The sequence below is a fragment of the Bradyrhizobium sp. 192 genome, assembly GCF_023100965.1.
Taxonomy (GTDB): domain Bacteria; phylum Pseudomonadota; class Alphaproteobacteria; order Rhizobiales; family Xanthobacteraceae; genus Bradyrhizobium; species Bradyrhizobium symbiodeficiens.
Genome location: NZ_CP064690.1, coordinates 7,121,778 through 7,138,639, shown reverse-complemented (window position 1 = coordinate 7,138,639; position 16,862 = coordinate 7,121,778). Strand labels below are relative to the sequence as shown.

Annotated in this window: 17 protein-coding genes; 11 read left to right on the top strand and 6 right to left on the bottom strand. The window is 64.7% G+C overall.

Going from position 1 to position 16,862, the window contains the following annotated elements:
• Positions 1 to 4: 4 nt before the first annotated feature.
• Positions 5 to 1,324, bottom strand: a complete 1,320-nt coding sequence (locus tag IVB24_RS33425) for a hypothetical protein (protein WP_247770644.1) — start codon at positions 1,322 to 1,324, stop codon at positions 5 to 7.
• 59 nt (positions 1,325 to 1,383) lie between these two features.
• A complete protein-coding gene (locus IVB24_RS33420; RefSeq protein WP_247770642.1) occupies positions 1,384 to 3,555 on the bottom strand; it encodes a hypothetical protein in 2,172 nt (723 codons plus the stop codon).
• A 755-nt stretch (positions 3,556 to 4,310) separates the two neighbouring features.
• Between IVB24_RS33420 and IVB24_RS33415 the strand changes: the two genes are divergently transcribed.
• The 5 genes from IVB24_RS33415 (at position 4,311) to IVB24_RS33395 (ending at position 8,608) form a co-directional block, all read left to right on the top strand.
• Positions 4,311 to 4,997, top strand: a complete 687-nt coding sequence (locus tag IVB24_RS33415) for an RNA polymerase sigma factor (protein ID WP_247770640.1) — start codon at positions 4,311 to 4,313, stop codon at positions 4,995 to 4,997.
• A gap of 143 nt (positions 4,998 to 5,140) precedes the next feature.
• Positions 5,141 to 5,965, top strand: a complete 825-nt coding sequence (locus IVB24_RS33410; RefSeq protein WP_247770638.1) for a flagellin — start codon at positions 5,141 to 5,143, stop codon at positions 5,963 to 5,965.
• 63 nt (positions 5,966 to 6,028) lie between these two features.
• Positions 6,029 to 7,711 (top strand): flagellar filament capping protein FliD, encoded by a 1,683-nt coding sequence (gene fliD / locus IVB24_RS33405; protein WP_247770636.1) that lies wholly within the window; start codon positions 6,029 to 6,031, stop codon positions 7,709 to 7,711.
• A 21-nt stretch (positions 7,712 to 7,732) separates the two neighbouring features.
• Positions 7,733 to 8,161, top strand: a complete 429-nt coding sequence (locus IVB24_RS33400; RefSeq protein ID WP_247770628.1) for a flagellar export chaperone FliS — start codon at positions 7,733 to 7,735, stop codon at positions 8,159 to 8,161.
• A 174-nt stretch (positions 8,162 to 8,335) separates the two neighbouring features.
• Positions 8,336 to 8,608: a hypothetical protein gene (locus IVB24_RS33395; RefSeq protein ID WP_247770626.1), complete on the top strand. Its 273-nt coding sequence runs from the start codon at positions 8,336 to 8,338 to the stop codon at positions 8,606 to 8,608.
• 23 nt (positions 8,609 to 8,631) lie between these two features.
• On the opposite strand, the gene IVB24_RS33390 is transcribed toward IVB24_RS33395, so the two are convergent.
• Positions 8,632 to 8,808, bottom strand: a complete 177-nt coding sequence (locus IVB24_RS33390) for a hypothetical protein (RefSeq protein ID WP_247770625.1) — start codon at positions 8,806 to 8,808, stop codon at positions 8,632 to 8,634.
• A 64-nt stretch (positions 8,809 to 8,872) separates the two neighbouring features.
• Between IVB24_RS33390 and IVB24_RS33385 the strand changes: the two genes are divergently transcribed.
• From IVB24_RS33385 to IVB24_RS33360, 6 genes are read left to right on the top strand one after another with little or no spacing between them, the layout of a single operon-like run.
• Positions 8,873 to 9,541, top strand: coding sequence for a FlgD immunoglobulin-like domain containing protein (locus IVB24_RS33385; protein ID WP_166468265.1), 669 nt, complete (start codon positions 8,873 to 8,875; stop codon positions 9,539 to 9,541).
• 19 nt (positions 9,542 to 9,560) lie between these two features.
• On the top strand, positions 9,561 to 10,826 hold the full coding sequence (flgE, locus tag IVB24_RS33380) for a flagellar hook protein FlgE (RefSeq protein ID WP_247770623.1): 1,266 nt from the start codon (positions 9,561 to 9,563) through the stop codon (positions 10,824 to 10,826).
• A gap of 39 nt (positions 10,827 to 10,865) precedes the next feature.
• The gene (locus tag IVB24_RS33375) at positions 10,866 to 11,090 is read left to right on the top strand and encodes a hypothetical protein (RefSeq protein ID WP_247770621.1); all 225 of its coding nucleotides are present in this window, start codon (positions 10,866 to 10,868) and stop codon (positions 11,088 to 11,090) included.
• 9 nt (positions 11,091 to 11,099) lie between these two features.
• Entirely contained in the window at positions 11,100 to 11,573 is a 474-nt protein-coding gene (locus IVB24_RS33370; RefSeq protein ID WP_247770619.1) for a flagellar protein FlgN, read from the top strand.
• 18 nt (positions 11,574 to 11,591) lie between these two features.
• Complete coding sequence (gene flgK, locus IVB24_RS33365) at positions 11,592 to 13,367, top strand: flagellar hook-associated protein FlgK (protein WP_247770617.1); 1,776 nt, start codon at positions 11,592 to 11,594, stop codon at positions 13,365 to 13,367.
• A gap of 13 nt (positions 13,368 to 13,380) precedes the next feature.
• Entirely contained in the window at positions 13,381 to 14,292 is a 912-nt protein-coding gene (locus tag IVB24_RS33360) for a flagellin (RefSeq protein WP_247770615.1), read from the top strand.
• Positions 14,293 to 14,299: 7 nt separating this feature from the next.
• On the opposite strand, the gene IVB24_RS33355 is transcribed toward IVB24_RS33360, so the two are convergent.
• The 3 genes from IVB24_RS33355 to IVB24_RS40105 all read right to left on the bottom strand — a co-directional run bounded on the left by IVB24_RS33355 (position 14,300) and on the right by IVB24_RS40105 (position 16,823).
• Positions 14,300 to 15,871, bottom strand: coding sequence for an AMP-binding protein (locus IVB24_RS33355; RefSeq protein ID WP_247770613.1), 1,572 nt, complete (start codon positions 15,869 to 15,871; stop codon positions 14,300 to 14,302).
• Positions 15,872 to 15,904: 33 nt separating this feature from the next.
• Positions 15,905 to 16,540, bottom strand: a complete 636-nt coding sequence (upp, locus tag IVB24_RS33350; RefSeq protein WP_247770611.1) for a uracil phosphoribosyltransferase — start codon at positions 16,538 to 16,540, stop codon at positions 15,905 to 15,907.
• 154 nt (positions 16,541 to 16,694) lie between these two features.
• Positions 16,695 to 16,823, bottom strand: a complete 129-nt coding sequence (locus IVB24_RS40105; RefSeq protein ID WP_256471536.1) for a hypothetical protein — start codon at positions 16,821 to 16,823, stop codon at positions 16,695 to 16,697.
• Positions 16,824 to 16,862 lie beyond the last annotated feature (39 nt).

Here is a 16,862-nt window from a genome sequence, read left to right as displayed (position 1 = left end):
TCCCTCAGGGGAAGAGCCGGCGTGCGGTCATGACCGCATCGTCGCAGGCGTTGGCGGCGAAGAAATCGTTGGCGATGTGTTGTCCCGGTGCGATCTCCAGGATGCGGTACCGCGCCAGGCCGGCGGCTTCACGCGCCACACCGACGTCGTCCTGCCAGGCGCAGAGCGATAGCTCGAGCCGGCCGAAGCCGCCGCAATCGGCGGCATAGGCGCCGGTCACGGCCTCGAGCGTCGCAGCCACCGCACCGGGATCACTGACCGAGACGTCGCGCAGGATCACGGCGATGCCGTTGCCGGTCTCGGCTTTCGAGGTCATCACCATGAAGGCGTCTCGGGCGCCGGTGCGGCCGGCGCGGCGAGCCGTTCGCACGATGCTGGCAAAGCCGGGATCGGGTCCGAGTTCGAGCGTGGTCGTCTGCTGGTCGTGCAGGATCGTGGCACGCGAGGCGCCGAGGTCGCCTTGCAGCGCGTGATAGGATCGCGGCAGCCATACGGTATCGAGCGGCACCTGCGACGATGTCAGGCTCCAGGCCTGGTCGAGCAGATAGCCCTCCCAGATCGCAGGGTAGGACGCAGCGAGTTGCTGCCAGGTACGCAGGAGCAGCTCCGCAGCCTTGGTACGGCCGAGATACAGCGTACGCGCCGACATCTCCCAGCGATTCCATTTGTGAACCGCGACGTCGCAGCCGAGGAAAGACGGCAGCAGCGGGGCTTCTCGCAAGGTCGAGCCGGCTTCGACGAACAGCAGCGGCTCGCGATATGTGGTCCACATCCGCAGCAGGAACTCCGCCTTCTCGAAGCAGAGGACGCGGTCGGCGAGCTGGGTTTCGATTGCCTCGATATGGAAATTGAGCTGCAACCGCTCGAGCGATTGCCTCAACTCGTGTGCGGCGCCATCGTCGCCGCCGCGCGGATGGCAGGAGACGATCCGCGGCCGGGCCGTGCAGTCGTCGGCGGCGGACAGGAATTTCGACCAGCCGATGCCGCCCCACCACATCTCGTGCGGGCCCTCCGCGCCGCAGGGGCCGACGGTGCCGAATTCGGTCAGCTTGGACTTGAGGAAATCGAAGCCGGGATTCTCGCTTCGGGCAATGACGACGGCGCAGGCGGGATTGAGCGAGCGATAGAAAAGCTCGGCCGCCGCGCCACTCGGCGGTTCCTTCAGAATGACGACGCCGTTGCGCCGTCCGTCCGGAATGCCATCCATCGTCGGCGCACCGTACTGGCCCACCAGCCAGCCCAGGCGGTCGTGCTGGGCCCGGCCGAGCCGGATGCCGCCGGACTGCAGCAACTGATCGAGATTCGCCTGCGTCCTGTCCCGCAATTCCGTGTCCCCTCGTAAGCCCTGGCACTTCAACGGCCGGGGCGACGCGATCAGGCGCACTATTTGGGGTCGGCTCCGAGCGGGGTGATCGCGATGGAGTAGACCGCGATTTCCTGCGTCACCGCGGTGACCGGGATCAGCAGGCAGCCGTCTTCAGTGTCGGCGCGATAATGGCCACCATTCCACTGTACGCCAGCCCAGATCAGCCCGTCGGCGGCGATACCGACAACGTACTGGCTCTCGGCGGCATCACGAACATCGTCGCCCCGCTGCACGGTCACGCCATGAAGCAGCCCCTCCCGCGCGAATTTCGCCAGCGGCAGCGCGATCATGGTGATCGCCATGCCGCGCGATAGCGGGATGCGCACACGCAGCTCGCCGAGCCCGGTGCGATGGACGGTCACCGCCTCCAGCGTCGCATCGCCGCCGGCACGGAACAGGCCGACCTGAACCGGCCCACAGGGCCGTTCTTCAAAGACGTCGGCCGGCAGGCGGTTGGCTCCGAACAGCACGTAAAGATAATTGTAGGACGGTGACAGGCCGGCGAAGCTGCCGGCGAGCCACATTGGCGGCGCTGCGGCCGTGCAAGCCGCCGAGAGGCCGCGCGCGGTGATCTGATTGCGCACGAACTGCTGGTCGAGCAGCGGCGCGAGGGCGTGGGTGCCGAGATTGACGTCGTGTTTGAACGTGCCGAGCAGCGCCAGTTCGTCATCGTCGGGCAGCAGCAGAAGCCGCGCCAGCGTCGCCGTGCACCAGCTCGCTGCGACATCGGGTGCGGCATAGGGATCGAGGCCGTAGTCGCGCGCGATGTCGCCCGCGCTGGCTGCGAAAGTCAGCGCGCCGGCCTGGATCTCCGCGGCAAGCGCCATCTGCTCCGGGGGACGCGGATTGATTTCGCGCAGCACCGCTCCGCCGTCGTAGTCGCGTACCGAACCGTCGGCGGAGCAGCAGGCCTGCTCCAGCAACGCGACATTGCGGATCAGCATGCGCTTGACGTGCGGGGTGACCACGAGGTCGGAGATGAAGCCTGCTGCGCTGTCTTCCGCGGTGAGATCGTCGAAGGCGTCGTCGAGCGACATCAGATAGGCGCCGTGGAGGCGGATCTCGATCCCTTCGAGGTCGAAGATGCGGCGCAGCGCCTTCTGCACGCTGCCGGAATAGCCGAGATCGGCCAGCACGAGATCGGTGCAGTCGTCGAAGCCGGGGATGGTTCGACGCAGATAGGCGAGCAGCCGGGCGCGCAGGCCCGCGGCGAGCGCGACGATCTCGGCTGGATCGATCAATCCCGGAAGCGCCTCGGCGAGTTCTTCGCCGGGGGCGATGCCGCCGGGAAAGCCGGCGAAGAACGCCGCGACCTTCGGCGGCATGATCTTCATCATGTCGTGGAAGGTCGGCGCGTCGATCTTGAACACCTTGCTCAGCAGATCGACCAGCGGCTGCATCGTATCGGCCGAGGCGATCAGGCTGACGCGGCGGTTGATCTCGAGATAGGCCGATGTGGTGTCATGCAGCTCTTGCCGGATCCGGTGCGACAGAAAACCGTCGCGGCCGAGAAAGCCGAGCGAGACCTTGCGGCCAGGACCTGCAATCTCCCCGCAGCGGCGCGCCAAATAGGCGTCGAACGCGGTCATCACCGGGCCGAGCACGGTCAGCCCGAGATGGAAGGCTTGCGATCTCTCGGCGTTGTGGCCGGCGACCATGCGCCGCAGCGTGCGCGCGCCATGATCGAGCCGCGATGGCGCGCCGGTGCAGAGCAGCTCGAACAGTGCCGTCTCGCGCTGAAACTTCGAGGCGAGCTGTGCGGTTGCCTGCGGATAATAGCGGGGGTGAATGCCGTGGCGCTTGGCTCCCTTGATGTCGGCCTTCTCATTGTCGCCGACGTGAAAGGAGGCGCCGGGGTCGATGCCCTGTTCTGCGAGATAGGTGGCGAACAACGTCTCGCTCTTGCCGCTGCCATGGTCGCAGGACGCATAGAGGAAGTCCCAGACCAGCCCGGGGCGGCAAGCGCGCAGCAGCCGCGCCAGCCGACCGGAGTCCCAATAGGTGTCCGAGATGAATCCGACGCGATGGCCGGCGCGCTTCATGTCCAGATATTGCCGGACCATGTCCGGGTTGGCGCGGCAAAGCTCGACCTCGGCGGTGAACTCGGCTTCGACCAGATCGTTCAAATCGCCGCGTGAAAGACCGAATAGCTTGAACGGAAAATAGGAATAGATCTCCTCGATGCCCACTTCGCCGGCGCCGCGCTTCTCCTTCGCGGTCCGACGCGCACGCGATTCGGCCTGGATGCGATGTTGAACGAAACTCCCGGAAACATTCGGACAGGATCGTGAAATACCCGATAGCTCGTAAGTCCTTTCAAACACGCCATCCGCCGTCGTGCAGGCGCGCAGAAGAAATGTATCGAAAACATCGAAAGACCAAGCAGAAACAATTTTCGCACGGCGCTCTGCGCCGGCCGTCGCTGAATTCATGCTGCGATTCCCCGTCCACCGAGGCATTAACGCGCGCACGTGTGGAGTCAGGCGCCACAGATGCGAAAAAAGTTCACGCGCGATTCAAAAACGCATTCGTCGCGACTGACAGATTCAAAAATATCGCTAGGTTCGAAGAAGGTGATTCGGAAAAAATTGCCGAGTGCGAAAGTCGTCTCGTCTTCGTTCACACTCGGAAACAATCGCTTCTCGTTGCGCCACGCGCGTGTCGCGTGCGATCGCCTAGTGCCGCGTAATGTCAGCGTTTTCTCCCAACGACATCTGTTCAGGATGAATGATCCGTCATGGCGCGAGACGATGCGATGATTGCAGACATGACGCGCGAATGTCGCGCGCGGTCGGCAATTATTGCCCGACACTCGGCAAAACATACCGGCTAACATATTGAAAAAACACAGAAATTATCCGCCTGGATTGTTTTGGCCCCGCGTTCAACGCCTGGAAGCCGTGTGGCATGTGCGCCGCCGGCATTGCGGGTTGGAGATTGCGGGATGAGTTACGCTGCTGATGTCTGGGCTCCCGCTGAGGCCGAGATCACGACGACGGCGTCGGTCGATGCGATCGTGCCGGTGATGCCGTCGGTGCCGCTCGCGCCCGATACCGCCGATGTCGTCTACGACGAGGACAGCGAGCTCCTGGACAGGCTCGCAACCGGCGACGAAGTCGCATTCCGCATGCTGGTCGAGCGTCACATCGATCGCGCCTACGCGATCGCGCTCCGCATCGTCGGCAATGCGGCGGACGCCGAGGACGTGGTGCAGGACACCATGCTCAAGATCTGGAGCCACCGCGGGCGCTGGCAGCACGGCCGCGCCAAATTCTCGACCTGGCTCTACCGCGTCATCTCCAATCGCTGCATCGACCTCAGGCGCAAGCCGCGCAACGAAAATGTCGAGACGGTGCCTGAAGTCGCCGACGGTCAGCCCGGCGCCGTCGAAATCATCGAACGCAACGAGCTCAACGGCATGCTGGAGCTCGCGATGCAGCGCCTGCCCGAGCAACAGCGCATCGCGGTGATCTTCTCGTACCACGAGAACATGAGCAACGGCGAGATCGCGGAGGTGATGGACACGACGGTGGCGGCCGTCGAGTCGCTGCTCAAGCGCGGCCGCCAGCAGCTTCGCCAGCTCCTGCGCAAGCACGAACGCGACATCCGCGCCGCGTTTACCGATTGCTAACCATAAAAACCACCGCACGAAGATTTCCGCGCCTGATCTGCTGGCGCTCCGCCGTTTGAGCGAACGGACGGGGCTGCGGTCCGCGTCGTCGTAGGTCGATTTCAACGATGCGGCACGCTTGCCCATCAGCACAGGAGATTCCAATGCCCGCAATCAACACCAATACCGCCGCCAACGCAGCGGTCCGCTATCTCAACATCAACTCCGCGCAGGAGAGCAGCTCGCTCTCGAAGCTGTCGAGCGGCTCGCGCATCACCTCGGCATCCGACGACGCCGCGGGCCTTGCGATCTCCACGCGCATCTCCTCGGACGTCACCACGCTTCAACAGGCTGCGACCAACGCCTCGCAGGCTACCGCGATCCTGCAGACCGCCGACGGCGGCGCTTCGAACATCTCCGACATCCTCGCCCGCATGAAGTCGCTGGCCTCCGAGTCCGCCTCGGGCACCACGACCGACTCCAGCCGCGCCTATATCCAATCGGAATTCTCGCAGCTCAATTCCGAAATCGACTCGATCGCGACCGGTACCCGCTACTCCAGCCAGAGCCTGCTCGATGGATCCAGCGTGTTTTCGTCCGGCGTGTCCGTGCTGGTCGGTTCGGACGGCTCCGACACGATCACCATCACGTTGACCAGCCTGACGGCGTCCTCGCTCGCGGTCAACGCGCTCGACGTCAGCACCCAGACCGGCGCGACATCGGCGCTCGACGCCCTCGATACCGCAATCGACACGGTCTCCGCCGCGCGCGCCTCGATCGGCGCCCAGGAATCGCGGTTCAACTTCTCGTCGGATTCGATCTCGACCCAGACGCAGAATCTGCAATCGGCAAACTCCGCGATCAAGGACGTGGACATCGCGGCCGAGCAGTCAAAGCTGTCTTCGGCCGAGGTGAAGACCCAGGCTGCCGTGTCGGCGCTGGCCGCCGCCAACCAGATGCCGCAGTATCTCCTCAAGCTCCTGGGCTGATGATCAACTTCCGGGCCGGCATGATGCCGGCCCGGTCCTCTCTGTCAGGGACGGCCGAGCCAAGTGACCAGCGTCAGTTCGAGCACCAGCAGCACAAGTTCGGGGGTCTCCGTCACCACGAGCGGAACCACCAATTCGAGCAGCATCGACTGGACGGCGCTGATCCAATCCGCCGTCGACGCGAAGACCGCCCAGGCGGACACGATCTCGACCACGATCACGAACAACGAGGCCAAGATCTCGGCCTATCAGACGCTCCAGAGCGATCTGAAGACGCTGTATTCGGGGCTGGCGTCGCTTTCGACCGCGGTGGTCAACTCGCTGTCCACCAGCGCATTCGCGACGCGCGCTGCGAGCATCAGTTCCACCGGCGACGTGAGCGCCTCGTCGGCGCTTTCGATGACGCTGAAGAGTGGCGCCGCTATCGGCGACCACACGCTGACGATCAGTCAGCTGGCCGCCGCTCAAAAGGTTTCCGGCACTTCGCAATCGAGTCAAACCGACGAACTCGGTTACTCCGGCACGTTTTCCATCGGTCTGGAGGGCGGTGCTACGTCCGACATCACCATCACCAGCACGATGTCGCTTCAGGACGTCGTCGATGCCATCAATGCACAGACGTCGACGACCAACGTCCAGGCCTCGATCGTGCAGGTCTCCAGCACGTCCTTCCAGATCGTGCTGACGGGCACGGAGGATGCCGCCGACATCGCTTATTCGAGCACGTCCAGCGACGATATCCTGAACAAGCTCGGTGTGACCGACAGTTCGGGGAGCTTCACCGACGTGCTCCAGGAGGCGCAGGCCGCCGAGTTCACGCTCGACGGCATCGCGATGACCCGCGACACCAACGACATCTCGGACGTCCTGAGCGGCGTCACCTTCAGCCTGCTTCAGGAGACGCCGGACGGGGCGACGCTGAACATCAGCATCGAGACGGACACCAGCCAGATCCAATCGACGCTGGAGACGTTCGTCACCAACTACAACGCCTTTCGCGACGAGGTGATCGCCCAGCAGGCGACCGCAACCGACGGCACCGCCGATTCGAGCGCGGTGCTGTTCGGCGACGGAACCATGCGCAACATCATGGATGCGCTCCAGAATGCCCTGAACACGACCGTGGGCGACATGACCATGGCCGATCTCGGCCTGTCCTTCAACGAGAGCAATGAACTCGAGCTGGATACCAGCACGCTGTCGGATATCCTGAGTACGAACCTGAGCGGCGTCACCAAGCTGCTGTCGGCGCAGACAACGACGTCGTCGAGCCAGCTCAGCGTCGTCAACACCGGAACGTCGCCGCAATCCTTCACCCTTGATATCGCGGTCGATTCCGACGGCAACCTCACTTCGGCCTCGGTCGGCGGAGACGCGTCGCTGTTCACGGTCAGCGGCACCACGGTCATCGGTGCTTCCGGTTCGATCTACGCCGGCATGGCCTTCACCTATAGCGGTTCGACCTCGCAGTCGATCACGGTGACGTCGACCTCCGGCATAGCAACGCGGCTCTATCAGATCGCGAAGGACTATTCGTCGTCGACCGGCGTGCTGCAAACGCAGATTACCAGTCTGACGACCCGCGACGACGAGCTCCAGCAGAGGGTCGACGACATCAACAGCGCCGCGTCCACGCTGCAGGCGCAGCTCGAGGCGCAGTACGCGAAATACCAGGCGGCGATCGAGAGCGCCAACAGCACGCTGACCTACCTCAAGGCGCTGCTGAACAGCTCCTCGAGCAGTTGATCGTGTAAAGTAGAGTGATCGATGATGCATAATCAGATGGCATACATGGCCAACCAGGCCTATCGGGGCGCGGCAACCAGCGTGCCGCCGCTCAAGGCGGTTTCGATGCTGCTCGGTGGCGCGATCACCTTCCTGCAGAAGTCGCTAGCGGCGCAGGAGGCGCGCCGCTTCGAGGAGGGCCACGAATACCTGATGAGGGCGACTGCGATCCTGCGCGGGCTGAGCCACAACCTCGATTTCGCCAAGGGCGGCGCGGTGGCGGAACGGGTGTTCCAGACCTACCATGCGATGATCCTGGCAAGCCACAAGGCGTTCGGCCGCCCGCATGCGCGCGCGAGCTTCGGGCGTATCATCGCCGGGCTCGCCGAGCTCAGGGAGGGCTGGGAGTTCGTCGACACGACAGCGCGGGGCGGGGTGGCCGCGCCGGCCGATTCGGCGCGCAGGGGCTGAGGCGGCGCTATCTCTCTCCGATGCGGAGGGTGGGCGGCCGATAACGCCGGACTTCCGTTTCGGCGCTTTCCGTCGTGCTGCGGGCTCTTTTGGCGGAAAAACCAGCGCGAATCCGGTTTCCGGCGCGCGCGCAATGCTTTATGACGGGCCCGACCTTGGCGGGACCGGCGGGCGATGGACGTCAGCGAGTTTGAGGAACTGATCGACCGGCTGGGCGAGGATCTCTCGCTCTGGCCCGACGATCGGCGTGGGCTCGCTGAAGAGTTGCTGGCGCGCTCGTCCGCCGCGCAGGCCCTGCTGGAAGAGGCGCGCGCCGTACGCCAGGCGCTCGCCGCACCGCCGGTCCGCGCGCCCGCAGGCCTCGCCGACCGCATCGTCGCCGCCGCTGCGAAGCTGAAGGGCGACACCGCCGAGCCGTGCACCGAGGGCGAGACGGCCGAGAGCTGAACGGCTCTTTCCGGCATCGAATATTACGAGACGTCGTCATGCCCGAGCCCGGCCATGACGCTGTTGCGCTCCTCCATAAACCAGCCTGACTTTCCCGCGCCGCTGAATGCGTGCACGCGGCAGATTTTGCCGTGCGGAAAGCCGTTTCCGCGCGCGTGAATCCCCGCCTGAATCCGCGCGCCCACCCGTTTCATCAGCACACAGATTTCAAGCGCCGCCGACCGACATCTGTTCGCCGGCGGTGAGGGAAAGCCGGAGCTTCTGATGACCGTTTCCGCAACGAGTTCTGCGTCGACCGCCACAACGACGACGTCGTCGTCGTCGAGCACGTCGTCCAATTCGACGCTGACTTCCAGCGATTTTCTGAGCCTGCTCGTCAGCGAGCTCCAGAACCAGAATCCACTGGAGGCGACCTCGACCACCGACCTCGTCAATCAACTCACCTCCTACGCGAACTTCACCTCCCAGCAGTCGATCAACTCCAACCTCAATTCGCTTGCGAGCTCGTTCTCGAGCCTGGTGACGCTGAATTCCGTGAACTACATCGGGCACACCGTCGAGGCGAAGACGGACACATCGACCTTGAGCAACGGCTCGGCGACGTTCGGTTACTCGCTGTCGTCGGCCGCCTCGGATGTTTCGATCAGCGTCAAGGACTCCTCCGGCAATACGGTGTGGACCGGTACCGGGTCCGGGAATGCCGGATCGAACAGCTTCACCTGGGACGGCAAGGATTCCAGCGGGACACAGCTCTCCGACGGCGGCCAGTACACGATCTCGGTGACCGCGACGAACTCCTCCGGAAACTCGGTCCTGAACTACACGACCGTCACCGGGACGGTAACCGGCATCGACACCTCGACCTCGACACCCTCGCTGACCGTGAACGGCGTTTCTGTCAGCGCCGCCAACATCATCGGCGTCACATCCTGATTTCGTCCGGAGTTTTATCATGAGTCTCAGCGGCGCATTATCCTCGGCGATCTCGGCGCTCAGTGCGCAGAGTCAGTCCCTGTCGATGATCAGCGACAACATCGCCAATTCCGACACGACCGCCTACAAGACGACGTCCGGGATGTTCGACGCGCTCGTGACGGCGTCGAGCAACACGACTTCCTACGCCTCGGGAGGCGTCACCGTCTCGGGTCGCGCCAACATCACCCAGCAGGGCCTGCTGGCCGCGACCTCCAACGCCACCGACGTCGGCATCCAGGGCTCCGGGTTTTTCGTGGTGACCAACGCCACGTCGGGCGGCACGGTCGCCTACACCCGCAATGGTGCCTTCACCACCGATAACGCCGGCTATCTCCAGAACAACGGCTATTACCTCGAGGGATGGCGCACCGACGCCGACGGCAATGTCGTCGGCAGTGAATCGGCGAGCAATCTCGAAGCGATCAACACCCAGGTCGCCTCGACCAGCGGCAGCGCCACTACCAAGACCACGATCGCGGCGAACCTTCCGTCGGACGCCGCGACGGGCGACACCCATACCAGCTCGATGACGGTCTACGATTCGCTTGGCGCCGCGAATTCGATGCAGATCACCTGGTCCAAGACCGGCACCAACACCTGGAGCGCGAGCTTCGCCAACCCGACCTCGGCCTCCGACACCACCACCGCGACGGGTACGGCTTCCGGCACGATCGATATCACTTTCAACAGCGACGGCTCACTCGCCAGCACCAGCCCGGACCCGGCGACCGTCTCGATCACAGGCTGGACCGACGGCGCGGCCGACAGCACCGTCACCTTGGATCTCGGCACCGCCGGCAAGACTGACGGCCTCACGCAATATGCCTCCGGCGAGACCACACCGTCCGTCAATGTCACCAGCATCGATTCTGACGGCCTGTCCTATGGCAAGCTTTCCAGCATCGCGATCGGCGATAACGGTGTGGTCAACGCCACCTATTCCAACGGCCAGACCATCGCGATCTACAAGATCGCGGTGGCGACCTTCGCCGCTCCCAACGGGCTCGCCGCCTCCAGCGACGGGATCTATTCGGCGACCGTGACGTCGGGCAATGCCGCGTTGCAGGCCTCCGGCGAGAACGGCGCGGGCACGATCTTCGGCGGCGAGCTGGAGTCCTCGACCACCGACACCTCCAGCCAGTTCTCGAGCATGATCTCGGCGCAGCAAGCCTATTCGGCCGCGTCCCAGGTCATCTCGACCGTCAACAAGATGTACGACACCCTGATCTCGGCGATGAGGTGAGTGGTGCGCAGTGGAGAGTCCAGAGTTGTCGGAGAAGCATTGCTGCGTCGGCTGCAACGACTGGTGCTGCGGGCCGCGACCGCCAAGGGCGGCGACCGCAGGCAATTGCTCGCGCTGATCGACGACGTCGAGACGGCGCGCCGTGGCCTGCTGCGGGAATGCGCGGAGGTCGAGGGTGAGATGAGGCAAGCATCCGTCAGGAAGACCGCGATCGGCGCTTACCTGCGTAACGCGCAGGCCGGCCGCGGCAAGCGGAATAACTAGAAGAAGGCGATGACCATGACTGTAGCCAAAGCCAAGAGCCACGCCACGAGAACGAGCGCCGCAAACGGCGACACGCGGATCAAGTCGCTGATCGCGCTCATCGACGTTCTGACCGCGCTGGTCGCCGAGGAGAATGTGGAGCTCGCCAAGGGTCTGCCGGCCTCGCGCCTGAAGCAGGTCGACGAGAAGAACCGCCTGGCGGAGATGTTCGAACGGACCGTTGCCGAGTGCGCGGCGGGCACGACCAGCCTGAACGTCGCGGACCGGATTCTGCGCGAGCAGCTCTTGGAACGGATCCTGAAGCTGCGCGCGGCGATGGACGAGAACCTGGTGCGCCTGCGCGCGGCGATCGAGGCCAGCAACCGCCGGATCGAGGCCGTCATGCAGGCGATCCGCGAGCAGATCGCGGCGGTGTCGCCCTATGGCGCTTCCGGTCGGGTCGCCGTGCGCTCCGTCTCCAGCGGCACCAGCCGCAGCGCCTGACGAACCGAGGATCCCGCCGTGTCACTCAATATCGCACGATCGATCGCCTTCAGCGGGCTGTCGGCCACGTCGGTGCAGATCAGCGTGACGTCGTCGAACATTTCGAACGCCGACACGACGGGCTACACCACAAAGACAGCGAACCAGTCGAGCAGCGTCACCAACGGCGTCGGCACCGGCGTCACGGTGACGGGCATCACCTCGACGGTCGACAAGCTGCTGCTGAAGTCGTTGATCTCCGCGACCTCCGAGCTCGGGTCGGCCGATAAGACCAACACCTATTTGACTTCGCTCGAGAAGCTCTACGGTTCGACCAGCAGCACCGATGGGAGCTCCACGGGAACCTCGCTTGCAAACAGCATCGCCACGCTGGAATCGGCGCTGTCTTCGCTGGCGAGCACGCCGAGCAGCGCCTCGCTGCAATCCAATGTCATCAGCGCACTCGATGACGTCGCGAGCCAGTTACGGGAGACATCGAACGGGATCCAGAAGCTCCGTGGCGATGCCGACCAGGACATCTCGTCCTCGATCGATGAAGTCAATGCGGATCTGGAGCAGATCGCGGATCTCAACGCCGCGATCAAGCAGACTGCGGCGGCCGGTCAATCGACTGCGGACCTGGAGGACCAGCGCAACACCGCGCTCCAGGACGTCGCCTCCAAGATGAACATCAGCTATTTCACGGCGTCGAACGGCGATCTCCAGATCTATACCACGTCCGGCCAGGCGCTGGTCGACAGTACCGCCCACACGATCAGCTATACCGCCTCGGCCAACGTGACGGCGTCGACGACTTACACCGCCGGCTCGTCGTCGAGTGGCTTCAGCGCGATCACGGTGAACGGGGTCGATATCACCTCCCAGATATCAGGCGGCGATATCGGCGCGCTCGTCACCTTGCGCGACAAGACCCTGCCGGACGCGCAATCCCAGCTCGACCAGCTCGCCCAGCAACTCGCCTCGGCCATGAACAGCGTCTCGAACAGCGCGTCCGCGGTGCCGGCGCCGACGAGGCTCACCGGGACGACCAGCGTCACCAGCAGCACGGCGCTCTCCGCCACCGGCACGGTGCGCATCGCAGCCACCGACCAGAGCGGCAATCTGGTCTCCTACGGTGATCTCGACCTCTCGTCCTATTCCACGGTCGGCGATCTCGTTACTGCGATCAACGGCATCTCCGGGCTCTCCGCATCGGTCGATTCGGACGGCCATCTCTCGATCACGGCGACCGGCTCCGGCAATGGCGTCGCCGTCAACGAGATGACGAGCTCGGTGGGAAGCTCAGGCGAGGGATTTTCGGAGTATTTCGGTCTCAACGATTTGGTGACGGGAACGAGCGCGTCGGATATCGCGGTCGACAGCAAGATCCTGTCCGGGACCAACGAGCTTCAGCTCGCGACACTGGACTCCTCGTCGAGCCTGACGGTCGGCGATTCGGTGCTGTCGTCGGGGTCCGCCACCGTCTTCAATGCCTTCTACGATGCCTTGACGGAGTCCCGGACATTTTCCTCCACCGGCGGGCTCGCCGCCACCACCGGCTCCCTCGCCGATTACGCCTCGGCTGTCGTCTCCGATGTCGCGAGCAAGTCGTCGCAGGCCTCCACCAACTACACCGCCAAGGAGACCGCGCAGTCGACCTATGCGAACTCGCTGTCGTCGCAGTCGGGCGTCAACCTGGACGAGGAATCGGCGAAGCTCAGCACGCTCCAGAACAAATATTCGGCAGCGTCAGCGCTGATCCAGGCCATCAACTCGATGTATTCGTCGCTGCTCTCCGCCGTGCAGTCGACATAGGAGGCAGTGGGGCATGGTGGCGATGCGGGTCGCGACCTTCGCGCAGTCGAGCAAGATGATCTCCGACGCGCTGCGCGTGCAGGCGGTGATGGCGGAGAAGCAGGTCCAGGAATCGTCGGGCATCATCTCGAGCGATCTCGGCGGCTACGGCTCGGACGCCCAGCACGTCGTCAACCTCCAGGTCTCGGTGACGCGCGCGCAGTCCTATATCGACGCCGCGACGCTCGCCGACAGCAAGGTGCAGGTGATGTATTCGGCGGTCGGCTCGATGACCGATATCATCACTCAACTTCGCTCCCAGCTCAGCGCCGCCTCGACCGGAAGCTCGACCGAGACGAATTCGGTGATCAGTTCGGCCCAGCAGATGCTGGAGGAGATGGGGTCGATCATGAACACGCAGTATGACGGCCAATATGTCTTTGCCGGCGGCAGGACCGACACGGCCCCGGTCGATCTCACGGGCTTTTCGTCCGGGACGGGGTCCCTCACCACGGCGGACAGCAGCTACTACGGCGGCGACGACGAGCTCGCCTCGGTGCGTGTCGGCGCCGGTGAGACCGTCTCCTATGGGGTCACCGCCGACAATTCGGCGTTCGAGGAAGTGATGCGTGTGCTGAAATTCGTGGCCAACAGCACCTCGCTGTCGTCTGCGGACATCTCCAGCGCGCTCGATCTTGCCAGCACGGCGCTCGACGACACGGCGGCCGTGCAGGCGAAGCTCTCCAGCGCGGCGTCCTCGATCGAGACGGCGAGCGCGCGCCAGACCGACTACAAGAGCTATGCCGAGACGTTGTCGAGCGACCTCACCAGCGTCGACGTCGCCGCCGTTACGGCGGAGCTCTCGACCTACGAGTCGCAACTTACCGCGTCCTATTCGGCGCTTGGCAAGATCCTGAGTCTGAATCTTGCGAGCTATCTGAAATAGGCCGGCCTCATTCGGCCGCGATGCGCTCCATCGCCATGGCACGAAGCCGGGCGCGCTGGATCTTGACGCCGTTGGCGCTGTCGGTGACGGGAAAGGCTTCCACGACATAAATCCGGGCTGGGACCTTGTAGCCGGCGAGACGCTCGCGCAGGCGCGCGATCAGCGTCTCCTGCATTGGCGTCTCCTTCGCCGGGATCACGAAGGCGACGCAGCGCGCGTTGCCCTTGAGATCGACTGCAACCACCTGGGCGTCGGTAACGCCCGGGCACGATTTGAGTTCGTCCTCGATCTCGCCGGGCGCGACGAGAAAGCCGCCGAGCCGCATCGCATCGCCGGCGCGGGTCTCGTAGACGAAGGTACCGTCGCCGCGGAGCCGGCCGATGTCGCCGGTGCGGAAGAAGCCGTCCGCTGTGAACGCATCGCGCGTCGCATCGGGATTGTTGAAGTAACCGAGGAAGCGGGACGGCGCGTTGATCTCGATCTCGCCGGAAACGTCGGGCGCTGCAAGCTCGCCGGTTTCGGTGTCGCGCACGCGCACCTTCGCGTCGGCCGACATCGGCCAGCCGCCGCCCTCGATCCGATCGGCAAAGGCATCGCCGGGGCGGGCGATCGAGAACAGGGCCTGTACCTCGCTCGAGCCGTACAGGCCGAACAGCGGCAGGCCGCGCGCCTCGGCCTCCGCGGCAAGCTCGCGCCAGCCGGGCTGGAACGCGGCGAAGCCGCAGACTTCCAGATGCGGGAACGGGCGTGGTGCATCGGTGAGGGCGAGGATGCGGCGGAACATCTCGTCCGAGCCGAAGGCGTGCGTGATGCCTCGCGTGCTGAGGATCTCCAGTGCCGGTGCCGCCTCGAAGGCGTCAAGCACGTGAACGGTCGCACCCGCCGCGACGAAGCCGAGCAGGCTCGTCATGCCGAAAGTGCCGCAGAACGGCAGCATGGCCAGCAGCGCATGACGCTGCGGATCAAGCTGGAGCGCGCGGGCAACGGAATTGGCGTGCGTGGCCAGCGTCCGCTGCGAATGCGCAACGAGCTTCGGCCCCTTGGTAGTGCCTGAGGTCGTGTAGAGCAGCACCGGAAGATCGACCTCATCTTGAGCTGGTGCCGGCGGATAGTTCGTGTCGAACGCATCGAAGCGTACGCAGGGCCAGTGCGCCGGGATCGCATCCGCACCGACCACCGCGAGCCGTTGCAGTGCCGGCACCTCGTCCTTTGCGACATCGGAGAGGATCGCAGCAAAGTCGATCGCACGGAATGCGGCCTCGACCACCATCAGCCTGGCGCCGGACAAACGAAGCAGATGCGCGACTTCCGCGCTGCGGTAGCGCGTATTGACGGCCGCGACGATCGCACCACAGCGGGCGGCGGCGAACAGCAGCGCGAGCCATTCGATCCGGTTGACCAGCCAGACTGCGACTACGTCGCCCCTGCCGATCCCCTGCGCCGCAAGCCAGGCGGCGGTCTGCTCGATCCTTTCGGTGAACTCCGCGCGCGAAACCGGCGTGCCGTCGCATACGAAGGCGGGATCGGCGACGGGCTCTGACCGGATCAGCGATTGCAGCGAAAACGCATTGGCACTCATGGCAAGGGGAGTAACCCGATCGCGCCGACCTGTCTACTTGGTGCCGAACATCCGGTCGCCGGCATCGCCCAGGCCAGGCACGATGTAGCCGTGGTCGTTGAGCCGCTCGTCGATCGCGGCGGTCCAGATCGGCACGTCCGGATGCTCGCTCTGGAACTGCGCGATGCCCTCGGGCGCGGCCAGAAGGCACACGAAGCGGATGTCGCGGGCGCCGCGGGCCTTGAGCAGGGAGGCGCCCGCGCAGGCCGAGTTGCCGGTCGCCAGCATCGGGTCCATCAGGATCACGGTGCGGTCGGACAGGTCCTGCGGCGCCTTGAAGTAATATTCCACGGCCTGCAATGTTTCGGGATCGCGGTAGAGCCCGATATGGGCGATGCGCGCCGAGGGCATCAGCGCCAGTATGCCGTCGAGGAAGCCGACGCCGGCGCGCAGGATCGGCGCCAGCGTGAGCTTTTTGCCGGCGATCTTGGGCGCCCGCATCGGCGCGATGGGCGTCTCGAGCTCGACCAGCTCCAGCGGCAAATCGCGCGTCACCTCGTAGCCGAGCAGCATCCCGATCTCGTTCAGGATCTCGCGAAAGCTCTTGGTCGAGCGGTCCTTCTCCCGCATGAGCGAGAGCTTGTGCTGGACCAGGGGATGGGCGACGACGTTGACATTGCCTGTGCTCATGAAACCGCTCTACACGGTTCCCTGGAATTGTGCCAGATCGGCGCGGCGTTTTCCGCAGGACGGCCCGCCTCGGCGGGCAACGTCACCGCACTGTGGGCCGGGTTGCTCGCCGCGTAGGCAGCCAAGTTCGATTCACGGTCGGAGCAAGAAGCGGCTAGACGCCGAGCCCGCGAGCGACAAGCGTGATCACGAGCGTCAGGATGGCGCCCCAGATCAGGCTGAGCGTCATGGTCAGGATGGTCGTTGTGACCGCCTGCTCGAGATTCCCCTTGAAGGGCTGCATGCTAGCCGTCCGAGGCCGGGCGCGCGGTGACGCGCGTGC

Excerpts from the sequence above, each read along its gene's own strand:
- IVB24_RS33355 (WP_247770613.1), bottom strand. The coding sequence starts at position 15,871 with ATGAGTGCCAATGCGTTTTCGCTGCAATCGCTGATCCGGTCAGAGCCC.
- flgE (WP_247770623.1), top strand. The coding sequence starts at position 9,561 with ATGAGTCTCAGCGGCGCATTATCCTCGGCGATCTCGGCGCTCAGTGCG.
- IVB24_RS33400 (WP_247770628.1), top strand. The coding sequence starts at position 7,733 with ATGATGCATAATCAGATGGCATACATGGCCAACCAGGCCTATCGGGGC.
- IVB24_RS33370 (WP_247770619.1), top strand. The coding sequence starts at position 11,100 with ATGACCATGACTGTAGCCAAAGCCAAGAGCCACGCCACGAGAACGAGC.
- IVB24_RS33385 (WP_166468265.1), top strand. The coding sequence starts at position 8,873 with ATGACCGTTTCCGCAACGAGTTCTGCGTCGACCGCCACAACGACGACG.
- upp (WP_247770611.1), bottom strand. The coding sequence starts at position 16,540 with ATGAGCACAGGCAATGTCAACGTCGTCGCCCATCCCCTGGTCCAGCAC.
- IVB24_RS40105 (WP_256471536.1), bottom strand. The coding sequence starts at position 16,823 with ATGCAGCCCTTCAAGGGGAATCTCGAGCAGGCGGTCACAACGACCATC.
- IVB24_RS33415 (WP_247770640.1), top strand. The coding sequence starts at position 4,311 with ATGAGTTACGCTGCTGATGTCTGGGCTCCCGCTGAGGCCGAGATCACG.
- IVB24_RS33395 (WP_247770626.1), top strand. The coding sequence starts at position 8,336 with ATGGACGTCAGCGAGTTTGAGGAACTGATCGACCGGCTGGGCGAGGAT.
- IVB24_RS33410 (WP_247770638.1), top strand. The coding sequence starts at position 5,141 with ATGCCCGCAATCAACACCAATACCGCCGCCAACGCAGCGGTCCGCTAT.
- IVB24_RS33360 (WP_247770615.1), top strand. The coding sequence starts at position 13,381 with ATGGTGGCGATGCGGGTCGCGACCTTCGCGCAGTCGAGCAAGATGATC.